The organism is Aminobacter sp. J41 (genome assembly GCF_000526635.1).
Taxonomy (GTDB): Bacteria; Pseudomonadota; Alphaproteobacteria; order Rhizobiales; family Rhizobiaceae; genus Aerobium.
The window spans coordinates 122,881-142,755 of the sequence record NZ_JAGL01000002.1; the positions used below are offsets into that span (position 1 = coordinate 122,881).

19 protein-coding genes are annotated in these 19,875 nt (G+C 61.9%); 4 read left to right on the top strand and 15 right to left on the bottom strand.

Going from position 1 to position 19,875, the window contains the following annotated elements:
• The first annotated feature begins 31 nt into the window (after window positions 1-31).
• Window positions 32-1,003: a helix-turn-helix domain-containing protein gene (locus L630_RS0102090; RefSeq protein WP_245263636.1), complete on the top strand. Its 972-nt coding sequence runs from the start codon at window positions 32-34 to the stop codon at window positions 1,001-1,003.
• A gap of 60 nt (window positions 1,004-1,063) precedes the next feature.
• Here L630_RS0102090 and L630_RS0102095 read toward each other — a convergent pair whose 3' ends face one another.
• From L630_RS0102095 to L630_RS0102125, 7 genes are all read right to left on the bottom strand, one after another.
• Window positions 1,064-2,029, bottom strand: a complete 966-nt coding sequence (locus tag L630_RS0102095; protein WP_024846636.1) for an ABC transporter substrate-binding protein — start codon at window positions 2,027-2,029, stop codon at window positions 1,064-1,066.
• 23 nt (window positions 2,030-2,052) lie between these two features.
• A complete protein-coding gene (locus tag L630_RS0102100) occupies window positions 2,053-3,165 on the bottom strand; it encodes an ABC transporter permease (protein WP_024846637.1) in 1,113 nt (370 codons plus the stop codon).
• Window positions 3,162-4,043, bottom strand: a complete 882-nt coding sequence (locus tag L630_RS0102105; protein ID WP_024846638.1) for an ABC transporter permease — start codon at window positions 4,041-4,043, stop codon at window positions 3,162-3,164. The genes L630_RS0102100 and L630_RS0102105 overlap by 4 nt, the downstream gene beginning before the upstream one ends.
• A gap of 39 nt (window positions 4,044-4,082) precedes the next feature.
• Window positions 4,083-4,874, bottom strand: a complete 792-nt coding sequence (locus L630_RS0102110) for an ABC transporter ATP-binding protein (protein WP_024846639.1) — start codon at window positions 4,872-4,874, stop codon at window positions 4,083-4,085.
• Between the two features lie 100 nt (window positions 4,875-4,974).
• Entirely contained in the window at window positions 4,975-6,426 is a 1,452-nt protein-coding gene (gene hydA / locus L630_RS0102115; protein WP_024846640.1) for a dihydropyrimidinase, read from the bottom strand.
• Window positions 6,427-6,496: 70 nt separating this feature from the next.
• The gene (locus L630_RS0102120; RefSeq protein WP_024846641.1) at window positions 6,497-7,747 is read right to left on the bottom strand and encodes a Zn-dependent hydrolase; all 1,251 of its coding nucleotides are present in this window, start codon (window positions 7,745-7,747) and stop codon (window positions 6,497-6,499) included.
• 75 nt (window positions 7,748-7,822) lie between these two features.
• Window positions 7,823-9,151 (bottom strand): aspartate aminotransferase family protein, encoded by a 1,329-nt coding sequence (locus L630_RS0102125; RefSeq protein WP_024846642.1) that lies wholly within the window; start codon window positions 9,149-9,151, stop codon window positions 7,823-7,825.
• A 218-nt stretch (window positions 9,152-9,369) separates the two neighbouring features.
• On the opposite strand from L630_RS0102125, the gene rutR reads away from it, so the two are divergent.
• Window positions 9,370-10,002: an HTH-type transcriptional regulator RutR gene (gene rutR / locus L630_RS0102130; RefSeq protein ID WP_024846643.1), complete on the top strand. Its 633-nt coding sequence runs from the start codon at window positions 9,370-9,372 to the stop codon at window positions 10,000-10,002.
• A gap of 3 nt (window positions 10,003-10,005) precedes the next feature.
• Here rutR and L630_RS0102135 read toward each other — a convergent pair whose 3' ends face one another.
• The 6 genes from L630_RS0102135 to L630_RS0102160 all read right to left on the bottom strand — a co-directional run bounded on the left by L630_RS0102135 (window position 10,006) and on the right by L630_RS0102160 (window position 15,212).
• Window positions 10,006-10,260 carry a hypothetical protein gene (locus L630_RS0102135; RefSeq protein ID WP_024846644.1) on the bottom strand — a complete coding sequence of 85 codons (255 nt, stop codon included), beginning with the start codon at window positions 10,258-10,260 and terminating at the stop codon, window positions 10,006-10,008.
• 63 nt (window positions 10,261-10,323) lie between these two features.
• Window positions 10,324-11,280, bottom strand: coding sequence for a DMT family transporter (locus L630_RS0102140; RefSeq protein ID WP_245263637.1), 957 nt, complete (start codon window positions 11,278-11,280; stop codon window positions 10,324-10,326).
• Window positions 11,281-11,767: 487 nt separating this feature from the next.
• Window positions 11,768-13,081, bottom strand: a complete 1,314-nt coding sequence (gene preA / locus L630_RS0102145) for an NAD-dependent dihydropyrimidine dehydrogenase subunit PreA (protein ID WP_024846646.1) — start codon at window positions 13,079-13,081, stop codon at window positions 11,768-11,770.
• A 2-nt stretch (window positions 13,082-13,083) separates the two neighbouring features.
• Window positions 13,084-14,451, bottom strand: coding sequence for an NAD(P)-dependent oxidoreductase (locus L630_RS0102150; protein WP_024846647.1), 1,368 nt, complete (start codon window positions 14,449-14,451; stop codon window positions 13,084-13,086).
• Window positions 14,452-14,577: 126 nt separating this feature from the next.
• Window positions 14,578-14,970, bottom strand: a complete 393-nt coding sequence (locus L630_RS0102155) for a type II toxin-antitoxin system VapC family toxin (protein WP_024846648.1) — start codon at window positions 14,968-14,970, stop codon at window positions 14,578-14,580.
• Window positions 14,967-15,212, bottom strand: coding sequence for a type II toxin-antitoxin system VapB family antitoxin (locus L630_RS0102160; protein WP_084465693.1), 246 nt, complete (start codon window positions 15,210-15,212; stop codon window positions 14,967-14,969). The genes L630_RS0102155 and L630_RS0102160 overlap by 4 nt, the downstream gene beginning before the upstream one ends.
• Window positions 15,213-15,397: 185 nt before the next feature.
• On the opposite strand from L630_RS0102160, the gene L630_RS0102165 reads away from it, so the two are divergent.
• On the top strand, window positions 15,398-15,991 hold the full coding sequence (locus L630_RS0102165) for a glucosaminidase domain-containing protein (protein ID WP_144708575.1): 594 nt from the start codon (window positions 15,398-15,400) through the stop codon (window positions 15,989-15,991).
• Window positions 15,992-16,016: 25 nt separating this feature from the next.
• On the opposite strand, the gene L630_RS22740 is transcribed toward L630_RS0102165, so the two are convergent.
• Entirely contained in the window at window positions 16,017-16,166 is a 150-nt protein-coding gene (locus tag L630_RS22740; RefSeq protein ID WP_156941748.1) for a hypothetical protein, read from the bottom strand.
• On the opposite strand from L630_RS22740, the gene L630_RS0102170 reads away from it, so the two are divergent.
• On the top strand, window positions 16,165-18,207 hold the full coding sequence (locus L630_RS0102170) for an acyltransferase family protein (RefSeq protein WP_084465696.1): 2,043 nt from the start codon (window positions 16,165-16,167) through the stop codon (window positions 18,205-18,207). The two genes, L630_RS22740 and L630_RS0102170, sit on opposite strands and share 2 nt — an antisense overlap.
• Window positions 18,208-18,222: 15 nt before the next feature.
• Here the strand turns inward: L630_RS0102170 and L630_RS0102175 are convergent, their stop codons facing one another.
• A complete protein-coding gene (locus L630_RS0102175) occupies window positions 18,223-19,863 on the bottom strand; it encodes an ABC transporter substrate-binding protein (protein ID WP_024846652.1) in 1,641 nt (546 codons plus the stop codon).
• Window positions 19,864-19,875 lie beyond the last annotated feature (12 nt).

Consider the following 19,875-nt stretch of genomic DNA (forward strand, 5'->3'; position numbering starts at 1 on the left):
CTCGTGGCTGCAGCGTGAAGATTGTATACCGTTGCGCCGGTTACCCTCTCAATGGACTTTCCGGGCAAACGATTGCACTATCGGAACACCTTGCAGGATGAAATCGTTGGCGCAGACTGTTCCCTCATATCGACTTTATCGTGAAGCATACGGGGAATCCGGGGATTTCTGGATTCACTGCGAAACGATCCCGGAGCGCACGCACCTGCACAATTGGGAAATTTCGCCTCACCGCCACGACGCGCTGTTCCAGATTTTTTTTATGAGCGACGGTGCTGGCGAAATCACGGGCGACGATGGCAGCCGCCGCTTCAAGGCTCCCTGCGCGATATTTATCCCACCTGGAGAAGTCCACGGTTTCTCCTATTCGCGCGATGTGGATGGCCTGGTGCTCACGGTCGTCAGCGACCGGCTGAAGACGCTTGCCGCTGCCGACCGTCGGGTTGCACTTTTTGCCTCCGAAATTCGCATTATTCCGACCTCTCCTGAGGACAAGGATGCGAACTTTGCGATCGAATGTGTACGCAAGCTGTTCGAGGAACTCACCGGACGCGCCCACTGCCGGCTGCTGATGCTCGAACCGCTCATGACAGGCGCGATCGTCGGCCTGGTCCGCTCTGCCAATGCCGCGGGCGCGGCCAATGACGGCCTCGATGATCGCGACCGCGAACGGGTCGAGACACTGGCGACGCTAATCGCGGCCAACTTCCGCGCGCACAAGCCGGTGAGCTTCTATGCCGACACGATCGGTGTCTCGCCAACACACCTCAACCGCATCGCACGCAAGGCAACCGGCTACTCGGTGCTGGGTCTCATCACTCAGCAACTGCTTGAGGCCGCGCGCCGCGATCTGATTTTCACACCTACGCCGATCCAGGGTATCGCCTACGGCCTAGGCTTTTCGGACCCCGCCTATTTCAACCGCTTCTTCCGTCGCCAGACCGGCATGACGCCGGGCGCCTTCCGTGAAGCTGAGCGGAGAAAGCAGGCGCTCGGCAAATGACACGCCGCCGACGAAAAAGGGGCGGTTGCCCGCCCCTTCCGAGTTCCGGACCAGCCGCGATTACATCGCGTCGGTGATCTCGGTCGTGTAGGCGCCAGACGGCTCCTTCTCGATGATCTTCTGGTCGAGCAGCGCCTTGGCGGTACGCTCGTAGGCCGGCACGATAAGCTTCGCATCAGGCGTATCGATCAGCTTCGCCACCTCGCCGATCATGCGGACCTGGTGGTTTTCGTCCTGGCCGCCATTGTCCATGACGATCTCGGCCGCCTCTTCAGGGTTCTCCATGGCGTACGCCCAGCCCTTCATCGAGGCGCGGACGAAACGGACCATCTTGTCCTTGAAGGCCTGGTCCTTGAGGTTCTCCTCCATGACGTAGAGGCCGTCCTCGAGCAGGTCGACGCCCATCTCCGTGTAGTTGAAGACAATGAGATCCTCCGGCTTGAAGCCCGCGTCGATCACCTGCCAGTACTCGTTGTAGGTCATGACCGAAATGCAGTCGGCCTGCTTCTGGATCAGGGGTTGCACGTCGAACGACTGCTTGAGCACGGTCACGCCGTCAGGCCCGCCCTCGGTCGGAATGCCGAGCGAGTTCATCCAGGCATAGAACGGATACTCGTTGCCGAAGAACCAGACTCCGAGCGTGTGACCCTTAAAGTCGTCGGTGGTCTTGATCGGACCATCCTTCGGGCAGACGAGCTGCATGCCCGCCTTCTTGTACGGCTGCGCGATGTTGACGAGGTTGACCCCCTTGTCGCGCGCGGCGAGCGCTGCCGCCATCCAGGTCACGACGACATCAGCGCCGCCGCCGGCAATCACCTGCTCCGGCGCGATGTCCGGGCCGCCCGGCTTGATGGTGACGTCGAGGTTCTCCTCATCGTAGAACCCCTTGTCCTTGGCAACGAGATAACCTGCGAACTGCCCCTGCACGACCCACTTGAGCTGCAGGGTTACCGGATCAGCCGCCCAGGCATGCGCAGTGGCGAGGGAGAACGCCCCCGCCAGCATAGATACGATCAGTTTCTTCATTCTTCTTACCCTCTGGAGAACGTCTAACCACCGCGGATAGACGGATGCCAAAATGTGACTGCCCTTTCTGCGAGGGCTACCACTCCATAGAAGACGGAACCCGCGAGTGCTGCAACCGCGATTTCCGCCCACACCATGTCGACATTCATGCGTCCGACCTCGGTCGAGATGCGGAAGCCCATGCCGACCACAGGCGTCCCGAAAAACTCGGCCACGATGGCGCCGATCAGCGCCAGCGTCGAATTGATCTTCAGAGCATTGAAGATGAATGGCATCGCCGCCGGAAGCCGCAGCTTCGCCAGCGTCTGCCAGTAGCCCGAAGCATAGGTGCGCATCAGGTCGCGCTCCATGTGCCCCGCAGCGGCGAGGCCCGTGACCGTATTAACGAGCATCGGGAAGAAGGTCATGATGATTACCACCGCCGCCTTCGACTGCCAGTCGAAACCGAACCACATCACCATGATCGGCGCGATGCCGATGATCGGCAGCGCCGAGACGAGGTTGCCGATCGGCAGCAGGCCCCGCTGCATGAAGGTGAAGCGGTCGGCAACGATTGCCGCCAGGAACCCCGCCCCGCAGCCGACGCCATAGCCGAACAGCACGGCCTTGAAGATCGTCTGGTTGACGTCAGCCGCCAGGATCGGCAGCGAGTTTGCAAAGCGCGCGGCGACCGCGGATGGCGGCGGCAGCAGCACGAACGGGATGCCCGCCCCGCCCACAATCGCTTCCCACAGGATCAGCAGCCAGGCGCCGAACAAAAACGGAATGAAGAGGCGCAGGAGGATGTCGGTGCGCCTGTCCCTGGTCCGGATCGCCGATAGCACCGTCACCAACCGCCATGCGAGCAGCCAGGACGCAGCCAGCAGCAGCCAGAATGAAGGAGTTGCCCTACCCGCGTGGTCCGTCAATGCCGAAAGCAGCAGCCAGACCGCCCCGTGCGCAGCAATGAACAGGACGGCAGAGACCGCAACCGTATTGCCAAGCGCTACACCACCGACGGCACCCGCAACGAGCAGCAGGACGATCGGCCAGCTTGTCCCGCCTGCCCCGCTCGAAACGATAGGCAGGAACGCAAATGAGGTGACGACCAGAGCAAGCGCCAGAACGGACTGCCAGTTGCGCAGAAAGATGCTCATGCCGGTCGCCCTCCCATGCCGCGCTCAACGAGCCGGCCAACGAGTCCAACCGCTGCTACCAGCAGCGCCGCAACGATAGAGCCGGCGACAAGTGCCGAGAACATGTCGATGGTTTGGCTGTAGTAGGAGCCGTTGAGGAGCTTTGCGCCGATGCCTGCCACCGCGCCTGTCGGCAGCTCGCCGACGATGGCGCCGACGAGGCTCGCCGCCACCGCCACCTTCATCGAGGCGAACAGGAACGGCACCGACGCGGGCAGCCGAAGCTTCCAGAAGGTTTGCCAGCGGCTCGCATTGTAGGTGCGCATGAGATCGAGATGCAGCACGTCCGGCGAGCGCAGACCCTTCACCATGCCGACGGCGACGGGGAAGAACGACAGGTAGGTCGAGATCAACGCCTTCGGAATCAGCCCGGTGATGCCGACCGCAGCCAGCACGACGATGATCATCGGTGCCAGTGCAAGGATCGGGATCGTCTGCGAGGTGATGATCCACGGCATCAGGCTTCGGTCCAGCGCCGTCACGTGGACGATGCCGACCGCGATCAGGATGCCGAGCAGCGTGCCGATGGCGAAGCCGGCCAACGTCGACGAGAGCGTGATGCCGGCGTGATAGACGAGGCTGCGGCTGGAGGTGACCTTCCGCAGGAAGGTGTTTTCAAAGAAGTTTTGCGCCACCTGATGCGGCGCCGGCAGCGTCGGCTTCGGCTGCGTCATCGTCCGCACGAAGAACTCGGAAAACGCCGGTGTTTCCCCCGCGCGCCGGTCGAGATCACGCTGGAACGGCGCATTCATTGCATAGGCTCCGGCATACCAGAGCGCGATGATCCCGAGCAGCAGGACGGTGACGGGCAGCAGCTTGTCTCGGAAGCGGTCGGTCATGGCACCAAACGCCTCCCTGACAGATCAAGAGACACCACCTCAATCCTCATAGCTGTGCCCTGCCCTGAGGCCGTCGCGGACGCGGGCGGCGATGGCCAGAAATTCCGGGGTCTCGCGAATGTCGAGCGGCCGCTCGCGCGGCAGGTCCGACTCGATCACGTCGGTCACGCGGCCGGGGCGCGGCGACATCACGACTATCTTGGTCGACAGGTAAACCGCCTCGGGGATCGAGTGCGTCACAAAACCGATCGTCTTTTCGGTTCGCGCCCAAAGCTTCAGCAGCTGCTCATTGAGATGGTCGCGCACGATCTCGTCGAGCGCACCGAATGGCTCGTCCATCAGGAGCAGGTCGGCATCGAAAGCAAGCGCACGCGCGATCGACGCGCGCTGCTGCATGCCGCCCGAAAGCTGCCACGGATATTTCTTCTCAAAGCCAGTCAGGTTGACGAGTTCGAGCGTGCGATGGATGCGCTGTCCGATCTCCTCTTTCGAATAGCCCATGATCTCGAGCGGCAGCGCAACGTTGCGCTCGATGGTGCGCCACGGGAACAGTCCCGCCGCCTGAAAGACATAGCCGTAGGCACGCTGCTCGCGCGCCTCGCGCGGTGACCTGCCGTTGACGGTGATGGTGCCTGCGGTCGGCTGCTCCAGGTCAGCGATCACACGCAGGAACGTAGTCTTACCGCAGCCAGAGGGGCCGATGAACGAGACGAACTCGCCCTTGTTGATGGTCAGGTTGACGTTCGACAGGGCATGCACCTGCCCGTCGCCCGTATCGAAGGTAAGCCCCAGCCCCCTGGCTTCGACTACTGAGTTTTGCGATGCCGTCATTCTCGATCCGTATTCAACTTGGCTGGACGGGGCCGGCCGGCCCTCGTCTGGCGAAACGGCGCTTGCGCGCCGGCAGTCAGTCGGACGCGCGAGATGCGGCCTACACCCCGGAAGCCGGGATGCCCGAACGCTCCACCTTGCGAGGTGCTACGAGTTCCTTCCAGGTCGAGAGCGCCTTGTTGACGGCCATGTGCGGCTCGCGGGCCACGAACTTACCGTGGCCGGGCTTAGCGTCGACCTTGCCTTCCTCGACCACCAGTTCGCCACGGGTGAAGACGAAGCGCGGCAGGCCCTTCACCTCGATACCCTCGAAGACGTTGTAGTCGATCACCGACTGCTGGCTCTTCGACGAGATGACCTTCGAGCGGTTTGGATCCCAGACGATAATGTCGGCATCCGCCCCTTCAACAATCGCCCCTTTCTTCGGGTACATGTTGAGGATCTTGGCGATATTGGTCGAGGTGACGGCGACGAACTCGTTTGGCGTAAGGCGGCCGGTGTTGACGCCATAGGTCCAAAGGACCGGCAGGCGATCCTCGAGGCCGCCGGTGCCGTTCGGGATCTTGGTGAAGTCACCGACGCCGTAGCGCTTTTGCTCGGACGTGAACGAGCAGTGGTCGGTGGCCACGACCTGCAGCGAACCGGCGGCGAGGCCAGCCCACAGCGAATCCTGATGCTGCTTGTTGCGGAACGGCGGGCTCATCACGCGGCGCGCGGCATGATCCCAGTCCTTGTTGAAATACTCGCTGTCATCGAGCACGAGGTGCTGGATCAGCGGCTCGCCGAAGACGCGCATCCCTTTCTGGCGGGCTCGGCGGATCGCTTCATGCGCCTGCTCGCACGAGGTGTGCACGACATAGAGCGGAACGCCCGCCATGTCGGCGATCATGATGGCGCGGTTGGTCGCCTCGCCCTCGACTTCCGGCGGGCGCGAATAGGCATGCGCCTCGGGGCCGTTGTTGCCTTCCGAAAGCAGCTTCTGCGACAGCGCCGCGACGACGTCGCCGTTCTCGGCATGGACGAGCGGCAGCGCCCCGAGTTCTGCGCATCGCTGGAACGACGCGAGCATCTCGTCGTCGTTGACCATCAGCGAGCCCTTGTAGGCCATGAAATGCTTGAACGAGGTGATGCCGCGCTTCACCACTTCCGGCATCTCGTTGAAGACCTGTTCCCCCCACCAGGTGATAGCCATGTGGAAGGAGTAGTCCGAGCAGGCGCGCGTCGACTTGTTGTCCCACATGGTAATCGCCTCGAGCAGCGACTGGCCGGGGGACGGCAGGCAGAAATCGACCACCATCGTCGTGCCACCCGAAAGCGCGGCACGCGTGCCGGTCTCGAAATCGTCGGCCGAATAGGTGCCCATGAACGGCATTTCGAGGTGCGTGTGCGGGTCGATGCCGCCCGGCATGATGTAGCAGCCGGTGGCGTCGTACTCGTGGTCGCCGTGCAGGTCGCCGCCGATCCCGACGATCACGCCGTCCTTGATCAGCACGTCGGCCTTCCAGGTGCGATCCGCGGTCACGACCGTGCCGTTCCTGATGACTTTGGTCATACTTCAGTTCCCCTTGTTTTCGAGCCGCTTCTGACGAGCAGCTTCAAAATCGGACTTTAAAGGATTCAGATCAATCCACTATTTCCGCAGTCTCCACCACGGCGTGGAACAGGACGTCGGCGCCGGCCGCGGCCCATTCCTTTGAGATTTCCTCTGCCTCGTTGTGCGACAGGCCATCTACGCACGGGCACATGACCATTGCGGTCGGCGCCACGCGGTTGATCCAGCAGGCGTCATGGCCTGCGCCCGAGACGATGTTGCGATGCGTGTAGCCGAGCCGATCAGCCGCCTTGCGGATTGCCTCCACACAACCCTGGTCGAAGGTGACCGGCTCAAAATGGCCGACCGGCTCGATGTCGAAGGAAATGTCCATCGCATCGCAAATCTGGGCGATGCCGTGCTCGATGCGCGCGCGCATCTCGCCCAGCACCTCGGCATTGGGCGAGCGAATGTCGATGGTGAAGACCACCTTGCCGGGGATCACGTTGCGCGAGTTCGGATAGACTTCGACATGGCCGATCGCGCCAACCGCGTCCGGCTGGTAGTCCATCGCGACTTCGTGGACGAGCTCGGTGACGCGCGCCATTCCAAGGCCGGCATTGCGGCGCTTCGGCATCGGCGTCGAGCCGGTGTGCGCTTCCTTGCCAGTGAGGGTGACTTCCAGCCACCACAGGCCCTGGCCGTGCGTGACGACGCCGATGTCGATGCCCTCGTCCTCCAGGATCGGACCCTGTTCGATATGCAGCTCGAAGAAGGCCTTCATCGGCCGGTTGCCGACTTCCTCGTCGCCCTTCCAGCCGATGCGCTCAAGCTCGTCGCCGAAGCGCTTTCCCTTGGCATCGACGCGGTCATAGGCCCAGTCAAGCTCATGAACGCCCGCGAAGACGCCCGAGGCCAGCATCGCGGGAGCAAAGCGCGTGCCCTCCTCGTTGGTCCAGTTGGTAACGACGATCGGATGTTTCGTCTTGATGCCGAGATCATTCAGCGAGCGGACGACCTCAAGGCCGCCGAGCACGCCGAGGACACCGTCATACTTGCCGCCGGTGGGCTGGGTATCGAGATGGGAGCCGACATAGACCGGTGGCAGCGAGGGGTCCGTTCCCTCGCGGCGGGCGAACATGTTGCCCATCTTGTCGACGCCCATGGTCAGGCCCGCTTCATCGCACCACTTCTTGAAGAGGTGGCGGCCCTGCCCGTCCTCGTCGGTCAGCGTCTGGCGGTTGTTCCCGCCGGCAACGCCGGGCCCGATCCTGGCCATCTCCATGAGGGAATCCCACAGCCGGTCGGCATTGATGCGCAGATTCTCGCCCGGTGCTGCCATCGGTCACAATACTCCCATTCATGTTCATCCGGAAGAGCCGGCGGTTCCCGTCGCCGGCCCCTCCCAGATCGACGGCTAGTCGATCTCTTTCAGAACGTCGCGGATGCACCCGACGATCTGGTCGATGTGCTCCTTCTCGACGATGAGCGGCGGCGACAGCGCGATGATGTCGCCGGTGGTGCGGATAAGCACGCCCTTCTCAAATGCTTTGAGGAAGGCCGTGAACGCGCGCTTGGTCGGCTGTCCTTCCAGCGGCTGCAGCTCGATCGCACCCACGAGACCGATGTTGCGGATATCGATCACATGGCGCGCATCCTTCAGCGAGTGCAGCGCCTCTTCAAAGTACGGCGCAAGCTCGGCACCACGCGTCAGCAGGCCCTCTTCTTTGTAGGTGTCCAGCGTCGCGATGCCGGCAGCCGATGCGATCGGATTGCCCGAATAGGTGTAGCCGTGGAAGAACTCGATCAGGTGCTCCGGACCGGTCATGAAGGCGTCGTGAATTTCCTTCTTCACGAACACCGCGCCCATTGGGATGACGCCGTTGGTGACGCCCTTCGCGGTGGTGATGATGTCCGGGGTAACGCCGAAATAGTCGGCCGCGAACGGCGTGCCGAGACGGCCGAAGCCGGTGATGACCTCGTCGAAGATCAGGAGGATGCCGTGCTTGGTGCAGATGTCGCGCAGGCGCTGCAAGTAGCCCTTCGGCGGAATCAGGACGCCGGTCGAACCTGCCATCGGCTCGACGATGACGGCAGCGATGGTCGACGCATCATGCAGGGCGACGATGCGCTCCAGCTCGTCGGCGAGCTCGGCGCCATGTTCCGGCACGCCGCGCGAGAACGCGTTCTTGGCCGGCAGATGCGTGTGCGGCAGATGGTCGACGCCGCCGAGCAACGTGCCGAACATCTTGCGGTTGGTGACGATGCCACCGACGGAGATGCCGCCGAAATTGACGCCGTGGTAGCCGCGCTCGCGGCCGATCAGGCGGGTGCGGCTGCCATCGCCGCGGACGCGGTGATAGGCGAGCGCGATCTTGAGCGCCGTCTCGACCGATTCAGAACCCGAATTGGTGAAGAAGACATGGTCCATGCCTTCCGGAGCGATGTCGACCAGGCGGTTGGCCAGCTCGAACGCAAACGGATGCCCCATCTGGAACGCCGGCGCATAGTCGAGTTCGGCAGCCTGGCGCTGGATCGCCTCGGTGATCTTCGGACGGCAGTGACCCGCGTTGACGCACCAGAGGCCGGCGGTACCGTCGAGCACCTTGCGTCCGTCAGACGCAGTATAGTGCATGTCCTTCGCAGCAACCAGCATACGCGGCGCCTGCTTGAACTGCCGGTTTGCCGTAAACGGCATCCAGAATGCGCTGAGATCGTTCGGCGCGACGTTGAGCCTGTTGGACATGACCAAGCTACCCCTTTTTGATTCCCACTCTTTACGGCCAACGCTTGGTTCTTCGGGCGCAGCTATGCTACGCATTATTTTTGACCGATTGGACAAACGTTAGCACCGCCATAAGGGCGGTCAAGCTATTACTAGCGCAATCGCGCATGACTCGAAGCGCTCCACAGGCGAGCGTAAAACTGGTCCAGCGGATTGGGCCAGATAGAATGGAGAGGCGGTTGGAGACGGCAGCCCCAAAGCGGCGGACGCGCATACAGATCGAGAAGCGCGAAGCCATCCTCGAGGCCGCGCTCGACGTGTTTTCGCAGCATGGGTTCCGCGGCGCGACCATCGACCAGATCGCCGAAGCGGCCGGCATGTCGAAGCCCAACCTGCTCTACTATTTCCGCTCCAAGGAGGAGATGCATGTCACGCTCATGCAGCGGCTGCTCGACACCTGGCTGGCCCCACTGCGCGAGCTGGACGATGAGGGCGACCCGATCAGCGAGTTGCGCGGCTACATCCGCCGCAAGCTGGAGATGGCGCGCGATTTCCCACGCGAGAGCCGGCTTTTTGCGAACGAGATCCTGCAGGGCGCGCCGCGCATCATGCCGATGATCGAGGGCGAGCTGAAGACGCTGGTCGACGAAAAGGCGCGCGTCATGAAGCGCTGGATGCGCGACGGCAAGATCGCCACAGTCGATCCCTATCACCTCATCTTCGCAATCTGGGCAACGACCCAGCATTATGCGGACTTCGACGTACAGGTGCGCGCGGTGCTGGGGCCGGATCGTGGCGGCGACGGCCGCTTCGACGACGCTGCCAGATTCCTCGAAAACCTGTTCCTGGAAGGGCTGCGCCCGCCACGCTGAGGCTTACGACAGCTCGTATTCCCCTGCCCGCTCGATCTCAACCGGCTGCAGCCTGTCGATCGCATCCTGTGTGCGCGCGGAAATGATGGTGCCAGGCAGCGTGCTGACAGTTGGCTTTCCGGCTTTGCGCGCGAGGCGAGCCGTTTGCGTGGGCGTCGGATCCTCGATCGAGACGTCGCCATCCTGCGCACCAAGCGAGCGCGCAAGCTTCTTCAGCTGCTTTACATCAGGGGCACCGGTGGCCTTGATGACGATCATTTCCGAGGCATTCCAACGCTATGCTGTTGCCGCGATGGTGCCTCGGCCTTGGTTAACGTTCCGTCAAACTTCCTTCGCCATCGCCATCACGATGAGGCCAACGACGATCACCAGCGCTCCCGCGGCAACCGAGAGGCTCGGCCAGCCATGTCCGAGCAAGCCCTCGAACACGATGATGAAGCACGGAGAAAGGTAGTTGTAGGCGAGCACCTTGGCCGCAGGCAGCTTCATCGAGCCGTACATGACGAGAAAGGTCGAGAACGCACCGGTGACGATGGCGAGATAGAGGATGATGCCCCACATGCTGGCCGACAGCGCACTCCAGTCGGTCGCGAGGATTTCGTCAAAGCCGTAGATCGCAATGAAGAGCCCGGTGCAGAGCATGGTGTAGGCCGTCAGCCACGGCAGCGGCTCGCCGTGCCGATTGAGCTTCTTCACCATCGGCGAGTAGAGGGCATGCGCCGCCACGCCAACAAGGAAGAGCAACTCGCCCTTGCCGAGGTCGAAGGCCAGGAGCGCATCGAGGCTGCCGCCGAAGATCACCCAGATCGCGCCCACCGCTGCAAACAACAAACTGCCGACGACGATCTTGCGCGGCACCTGACCGAGGATCATGTAGCCGAAAAGTGCTGCCATCAGCGGCATCAGCGTGAACACCGCGCCGCTGGTCACCGGACTCGTCAGCTTCAGCGAGATGAACATCGTCACGAAGAAGATGGCCATCAGACCGCCGAGGATCAGGAACCGCCACGGCGCCGGCGGCCGGTAGACCCGCCCTCTGGTAGAAATGTATGCCACCAGCATCATGAAGATGATGCCTATGAGGAAGCGCACACCGTTCGCGGCGCCGGCGCCGAGTTCGCGCATCGCGATCGCGCCAAGAGAATAAGAACCGGAGGCAAGCGCGGTGAAGAGCAGCATCGCCAGGTGGCCCTTCAGCTTCTCGCGCCCCCCGGCGACCGCTGCGGCGCCGGCCGATGCGCCCGTGGAAACTGCGGCCGAATTCTGCGCGAGACTCATGCGTACCCCTCGAATGTATACAATCACTATCCGAGGCGAACGTGTTTAGAAAGAGGCTGTGCGGGAAGTGACTTGAGCCAGAAAACGGTAGGGAGCGCGAGAAAGTGGCGGGAGCGGCCCCTACCCAAAATAAAACCGCGTCGGGGTCGCGAAGGTCTTCGCCGCAGGCTCAGACGGAACCGTTCAGGCCTGGATGCCCCGGTCGAGCCGGGGCATGACGAAGGTGGTGAGGGCGAAGAAGCTTTGTCCAACGCTGGTGCGGGAGGGTATGCGCAAACACATCTACTTTCGTCATCCTTGGGCAAACGGAGCGACGCGGAGTGCGACCCAAGGATCCATGCCGGAACATTTCCGCGTCGCCTGCGGTGAATGTCAGCGTGCGGGCGCAAGCGGCTGAGCCACAGCCGCGCCGCAACCACCCCGCCCGATCCCGAGGACGGGGCCATCCAATACGCTACGCGGAAGGCCCCGCCCCGCCGGGGAGGAACTATTCTGCCGCCTGGCGCGCAGCCGGATTGTTCGGATGCGTGGTCCAGTTGGCGTAGGCCCCCTCGACCCACCGGCCGGTGCGCTGATCGAGAGCACCAACGGCCAGCGGTTCCATGGTGATGCAGCCTTCAACCGGGCAGACGTTGACGCAAAGGTTGCAGCCAACACACTCAGCCTCGATCACCTCGAAGTGGCGAGCGCCGTTCACCACGTTGGTGATCGCCTGATGCGAGGTGTCCTCGCAGGCGATGTGGCAACGGCCGCACTTGATGCAGGCATCCTGGTTGATGCGCGCCTTGGTGACGTAGTTGAGGTTGAGATACTGCCAGTCGGTGACGTTGGGCACAGCGCGTCCGATGAAGTCGTCGAGCGTCGAAAAACCCTTCTCATCCATCCAGTTGCTGAGGCCGGCTATCATGTCCTCGACGATCTTGAAGCCGTAGGTCATGGCCGCGGTGCAAACCTGAGCAGTCCCAGCTCCCAGCGCCATGAACTCAACCGCATCGCGCCAGGTGGTGATGCCGCCGATCGCCGAGATCGGCAGGCCGCGCGTTTCGGCATCGCGGGCGATCTCCGCCACCATGTTCATGGCGATCGGCTTAACCGCGGGGCCGCAATAGCCGCCATGGGTGCCCTTGCCGTCGATCGTCGGCTCCGGCGAGAAGGTGTCGAGGTTGACCGAAGTGATCGAGTTGATCGTGTTGATCAGCGAGACCGCATCGGTGCCGCCGTTGAAGGCCGCGCGCGCGGGCTTGCGGATGTCAGTGATGTTCGGCGTCAGCTTGGTGATCACCGGCATGCGGGTCGTCTGCTTGCACCAGCGCACGACCATCTCGACATATTCCGGCACCTGACCGACCGCCGAGCCCATGCCGCGCTCGCTCATGCCGTGCGGACAGCCGAAATTGAGCTCGATGCCGTCAGCACCCGTGTCTTCCACCAGCGGCAGGATCGCCTTCCAGGCTTCCTCGACGCAGGGCACCATCAGCGAGACGACCAGAGCCCGGTCGGGCCAGTCGCGCTTGACCTGCTTGATCTCCTGCAGGTTCACCTGCAGGTCGCGGTCGGTGATGAGTTCGATGTTGTTGAGGCCGATCAGCCGGCGGTCAGGGCCCCAGATCGCGCCGTAACGCGGACCGTTGACGTTGACGACCGGCGGCCCCTCCTCGCCGAGGGTCTTCCAGACGACGCCACCCCAGCCGGCCTTGAAGGCGCGGACGACGTTATAAGCCTTGTCGGTGGGCGGGGCAGAGGCCAGCCAGAACGGGTTCGGCGACTTGATGCCAACGAAATTGGAACGGATGTCGGCCATGCTCATGCCCTCCCGTTAGAGGTCAGTGCCCGGTGGATGCTTTCGGCTGCGTCGCGGCCTGCAGCGACGGCAGCAACGGTCAGGTCCTCGCGCGCGTCGCGCACGCAGTCGCCGCCCGCCCAGACTTTTGGCAGGGAAGTCCGCCCTTCACCGTCGACCTTGATGCGTCCGTTTTCCATCGCGATCAGATTGCCGCTGCCATTGAGCGGTGCTCCGTCAAACGTCTGGCCGATCGCCTTGAAAATCTGGTCCGCCTCGAGCCGGATCATCTCGCCGGTACCAACGAGCCTGTCGTCCGCCATCGCGGTGTATTCGAGTTCGATGCCGCGGACAGATCCGCCCTCGGTGATGACCCGCTTCGGCTGCAGCCAGTGGCGGATGCTGACGCCCTTCGACGCGGCCAGGTCCTGCTCGAACTCGGAAGCGTTCATGTGCTCCTTGCCGCGGCGGTAGCAGATCGTCACCTCCTCGGCGCCGAGGAGCTTCGACTGCACGGCGACGTCGATCGCCGTCATGCCGCCGCCGATGACGACGACCCTGCGGCCGATCGGCAACTGCGACAGGTGGCTCGCCTGGCGGATCTGGGCGATGAAGTCGACCGCGTCGTGGACGCCGTAAGCCTCCTCCCCTTCCGCCCGCAGCGCGTTGACACCGGCGAGGCCCATGCCGAGGAAGACGGCATCATAGCTGGCGGTCAGGTCGGCCAGCGAAAAATCGCGGCCGAGCGCCTTGTCGTAGTCGATGGCGATGCCGCCGACGGCGAGCACGTAGTCGACTTCCGCCTGCGCAAAACCGTCTGTCGCCTTGTAGGCAGCGATGCCATATTCATTAAGGCCGCCCGGCTTGGGCTTCGCCTCGAAAATGGTGACGTCATGGCCATAGACGGCCAGCCTGTGCGCCGCCGCGAGGCCCGCGGGACCTGCGCCGACAACAGCAATCCGCTTACCCGACGAGCCGGCTCGCTCGTAAAATTGTTTGTTACGCGCCATCGCCGTGTCGGTGGCGTAACGCTGCAGCCGGCCGATCTGCACCGGCTTGCCTTCCGCCGTCTCCCGGACGCACGCCTCTTCGCAAAGCGTTTCCGTCGGGCAAACACGCGCGCACATGCCGCCCAGAATATTCTGGTCGAAGATGGTCTTCGCCGCGCCCAGCGGATTGCCGGTCGCGATCTGGCGGATGAACAGCGGAATGTCGATCGAAGTCGGACACGCCTGCATGCACGGCGCGTCGTAGCAGAAGTAGCAACGATCGGCCTCAACGACAGCTTCGTGCTGCGTCAGCGGCGGATGAAGATCAGAAAAATTGTCACTGTACTGCCCGGGCGCCAGCCTTCCGGCGGCGATCCCTTGCTTCAACTGGCCCTCGGCCATCATGGATGTTCCCCATTATTTGTTATGGGGAAATCGTAGCACGAATTGTTTTTTTATCAATCGGTCAAAAAAGAGCGTAAGTGCCTGTTGTAACTGAACATTAACTTGACGAATTTTCTCAATTTATTACCCAAGATCCGTACGCGCGAAATCTTCTCCCTTGTAAATCATCGGCAATGGGAACTTCTTGGCCATCGCGTAGGAGATGCAGTCTCCAAAATTCAACCTGGCGCTATGCCCGCTACCCTTGCCATACCTGCGAAATGCTCGGACGGAGGGGCTGAAGTAGTCCATGGTAAGGGGCAAAATCCGAATTCCGCACTCATCGCAAAAATTCCGAACCAAAACCTCAGCACGTTCGTAATCGCGAATATGCCGACCAACGGAAAGCGCAGCCTCGATGAGATTGGTGACCAGAGTAACCGGTTCACTCGCCGTCACAATCGCTGTGAAAAGCTCCTCACCATCATCCTCGTCAAGAAGGATCGCTACGAGCGCCGAGGTCTCGACAGGCGTCATTCGTCCTCCCCCCATCCGCTGTCCATGAAGGACTTCTCATCGTTGTCGACAGGTTGCCGCTTAGCCCGAATTTCGTCGAGGATTGGCTTCACGCGCATTGCCACGGAACGAACCGTTTCGCGTTCGATATCGCTGGCTTCAAGAATTGCGAGCTTGATTGCTGCAGTAAGACCCACGCCACGTCTCCTAGCAAACTCCCTAACCAACCAATCAGTTTCTTCATCCTGTACGTGTATTGCCATCGCTGTATACCACCTTATAGTTGTCTTGTACAGAGATCAACTAGATAGCGCTGTATGTACATTTTCAAATTGTATCATGTAGAAAAAAAGAACGCAACATGAACAAATTTACCTCACCCGCCGATGCCTCACAGGTTAACATTTGTCGAAAGTTTTAATTTACGCCGCCCGGCTACGCTGCCGGCATGTCTGCGTCTCGAGTTCTGCGTTTTCTTCCCCTGGTCGTCCTGCTGGGCGTTTCCGCCTGCGCGACCAAGCCTAGCCAAATCAACAACGTCTGCGCCGTGTTTGCCCAGAACAATGGCTGGATGAACAACTGGCGCCGCGATGTCGCCAAAGCCTCGCAGAAATACGGGATCCCGCCGCATATCATGATGGCGACGATCCGTATGGAATCGGGCTTCGACAGCCGTGCGCGGCCGCGCCGCAAGAGTATGTTCTTCGGCCTGATCCCCGGTCCGCGGATCTCCTCGGCCTATGGCTATTCGCAGGCGCTGGACGGCACCTGGCTGCAGTATCAGAAGGAAACCGGCAACTACTCCGCCCGCCGGACCAATTTTGGCGACGCGGCGGATTTCGTCGGCTGGTACCACAACAAGTCGGTCCGCACGCTCGGCATCGCGCCGGATGACGCCTACAGTCTCTACCTCGCCTACTATCACGGACATGCCGGCTATGCCCGCGGCTCCTGGCGCAACAACGCTTCGATCCAAGGCTATGCCCGGAAGACTGCCGAAATGGCTGCCAAGTATCAGGCGCAGATGCGGACCTGCTGGTAGGTCGAGAGTTTCCGCCGACTAGCTATCAAGAGCTTTCTCCGGAAGTGCGCAGCTCAAGATACTGCACCCCAGCAGTGTCTGGAGCCTTTTGCATAATTGCTGATTGAATAATTGCGCCGCACTGGTAGTTGATAAGGAATTCTCTTCCTATCAACGTAATCCAGCGCAACTTCATGAACAAAACCACCTACCTCCGCTTCGTGGACGGTCTGCGCGCAATCGCAGTTCTAAGTGTAGTTGCCTTCCACATGGAGCTAAATTCCCCATCTGGCGGCTACACGGGCGTAGACATATTTTTTATCATTTCCGGATTTCTGATAATCCGTCAAATCGTATCCGGAGTGGAGACCGGTTCATTTTCGTTTTCTGATTTTTGGTCACGAAGAGCGCTACGAATTCTTCCGCCATACTTTCTGGTTATTTTCGCCAGCGTCCTGCTGAGCACGTATGTGCTCATCATCCCCGCGGAGATTCGGCAGTTCGGCCAGGAAGTTCTCTATTCCGCCGGCATGGTCGCCAATCACCTGTTCCTGAGCCAGCAAGGCTATTTCGACCGGGACTCCTCCCAAAAGATCCTGCTCCATCTTTGGTCGCTGGCGGTTGAGGAACAATTCTACCTGGTCACACCGCTTCTGCTTGTTGGCCTCTTCAAGCTTCGTCTTGCCGGCAAGACGATCGCCATGATCGTCGCCGCACTCGCGGTGGCGTCGTTCGTGGGTTGCATCTATTGGACCGGCACCGGCCTCGACAAGAACTACGCGTTCTATCTGATGCCCTTACGCGCCTGGGAATTTGCGGCTGGCGGCGCAATCCCTTTTGCCGTCCCCTACCTGAAGCGCCTGTCGCGACCTGCCGTCGAAGCCGTCGCCGCCTTAGGCGTTCTGCTCTTGGCCTATGCAATCTTCCGTTTTGATGAGACAACGCCCTTCCCGTCCTTCTGGGCCGCTATTCCTGTCTGCGGCACGGCGATGATCATCGGCGCCGGTCTGGCGCGGCCGGACATCCTTACCGCCCGCGCACTGGCTACCACGCCCATGGTCTGGATCGGCCTGATTTCCTACGCCTGGTACCTGTGGCACTGGCCGCTGATGGCGATGGCGCGGATCATCAACTACGGCACACTGAGCCCCAAATGGGCTGCTCTCGCTGCCGTGGTTTCCTTCTGCCTGGCCGTCGCCACCCATCTTTGGGTAGAGAAGCCTATTCTTGCCTGGCGCCGCAAACGCGGTTCTCTTCCGCTCGGATGGCGACCTGCAATCGCAGGCGTCGGAGCTTGCATCCTGCCAGCGCTATTGGGAGGAGCCTACGCTTACGTGATGCCGCAGAGAGCGACCGACGCAAACTCGTTCCTTGCTTCGGCGGAGGAAAAAGCGCGCGCCCCCATCCACTGTGTAATCGGTCGCCCCGAACACTTTGCCGGCTGCGCAAGCATCGATCCGGAGAGGAGCCGCGTTCTCGTCATGGGCGACTCTCACGCTGGGCAGGCATTGGACGTCCTCGGACACCATCTGGAAGATTCGGCAATCGTCGCCCTTGCCGTTGCCAACTGCCCGGCCATCTTTGACGTTCGGGTCATCGGCTTTTCCCCGGAAAGCGAGGCCGAATGTGTCGCCGCGAAACAGCGCGGCCTGGAAGCAATGATGTCCGAAGTTCGACCGGATGCTGCGCTGCTGATTTCGATTTGGACCATCTATGGTAAATGGGCCGGAGAACCACAGCCCGGCGAGTTCGGTCGCTTCCTCGCTGAAGTCGATGCAAACCGGCCAGAACCGCAGCAAGGCAGGTTCTACTCTCGCAAACTCAGCGAGACGATCTCAAAGCTGCATTCGCTTGGAGTAGACCGCGTGGCCATCGTGGCGCCGGTGCCCGAAATGCCGAAGCCATCGCCGGAATGCGTCGCCCGTGCGGTGCAGGCCCATGTCGATGTCGATGCAAGATGTTCCGTCACCCGCGAGAATGCGGAGAAACGTCGCGAAGCTTCGATGCAGGTACTGCACGAGGTGCTAGCCGAACATCCGAACGTTCGCCTGATCGATCCCTTCCCAAGCCTCTGTGACGATACCTGGTGCAGGCCATACCGAGGTTCGCAGATGCTCTATCTGGACCAGAACCACCTGCTGCACCCTGCAGTGAGTTCAATCATCGAGGATAACCGCGACATCTTCAACTGGATCGAAGGCAAGTCACCGACGGTTCTTAGCCAGAAGCAGGACTAGTAGGATCCGATCTGGTCACCCCACCAGCCAGACCCCAGCCAGGTCCATGACAAAGCTTGGATGAACCGCATGGTTGCGGACGGTGGGACGCGCGTGGCTGTAGACCTTACGCCAGAAGGGCTGGATGACGATCCCGGCATCCAGCACAATCCTTTCAATCTCAGCCATCATCTCGCGGCGGGCTTCTGAATCGACGACCGCCAGCGCGTTGGCGATGGCCTCCTCAAGTTCTTCGCTCGAGAAGCCTGTCTCGTTCCACGCCGCGCCCTTGCGGAAGGCGAGCGCGATGTTTTGAATGCCGAGCGGGCGGTGGCCCCAGGTGGTCAGCGAAAACGGGAACTCCTTCCAGCCTGCCCAGAACTCGTCAGGCCGCCGCACCTTGCGGTTGACTTTGAAGCCTGCCTCGCGCAGCTGCGCGGCAATTGCGTCGCCCGTGTTGCGCTGCCAGTGATCGTCGGTCGAGACCAGTTCGTGCTCGTAGTCGAGTTGGCCGGCCTCCTCCATAAGCGAACGAGCCCGTTCGACATCGCGACGCACCGGCTCCTGCTCGGAATAGTCAGGATGGATCGGGCTGACGCAAAAATTCTCGCCCTTCTCGCCCGCGTTTCGGTGGCCGAGTTCGAGAACGACGGCATTGTCTACGCCTAGCTGCACCGCGCGCCGCACCCGCACATCATCGTACGGCGCGTGGCTGACGTTCATGCGTGCGCAGATGGTGTTGGCTGTCTGCAGCTCCGAGCGGATCATGCCAAGGCCGTCGAGCGCGTCGATGTAGTCGACGTTGGTCTCGAAGTTGATGTCGACTTCGCCCTTCTCGAACGCCTGCACCATCGCTTCCGGCGCGCTGCCGTAGTCGATGAAGACGAGGCCATCGAGATGCGCCTCGCCCGCCCACCAGCCGCCGCCTCCGGTGCGGCGCCGGAACTCTGCCCTCTTGCCGGCCTCGTGCGAGACGAGCTCGAACGCACCGGTGCCGATCGGGTTGGCGAGCCAGCCATCCTCATCCTGCGAATAGCCTGGGTGGACGATCAGGGCCGGATAGTCCGACATGCTCGGGATGAGCGTCACATCCGGCGTCTTAAGGCGCAGGACGACCGTGAAATCGTCGGCCTTTGCGATGCCGCCCGGACGGATGCTGCCGTTCTCGATCAGCGCCGCCATCCGCTCGGCCATCGAGTTGCCCGGCACATTTGCCTCGCACCAGCGCGTGATGTTGAAGATGACGTCGTCGGCCGTGAACGGGTCGCCGTTATTCCAGGTTACACCCTCGCGCACGAACAGCGTGTAGGTGAGGCCATCATCGCTGATCTCCCAGCCGGAGAGCAGGCAACCTTCGAAGGTGAAGTCGCGGGTGTATTTAATCAGCGGTTCAAGAACTTGCCGCTGGATGTTGCCAATCTCGGCACGGTCGGAAAGGCGCGGATCCTTGTCCGGGCGCACGGCCATCGCCACGCGCAGGATGCCGCCGCGCCGCGGCGCGGGTTCTGCAGCGCGCGCCGGCGCGGGCAGGCCGAGCAGGCCATAAGCGGCAGCGGTTGAAGCGCCAAAGACGGTGGCAAGCGCCAGGAATTCGCGGCGATCAAGTCGACCATGCGAGGCCTCGCGAGCAAGCTGCCCGACGCGTCCCGGCAACCCCTGCCACAAACGTCTCGTCATCCAATCTCCCGC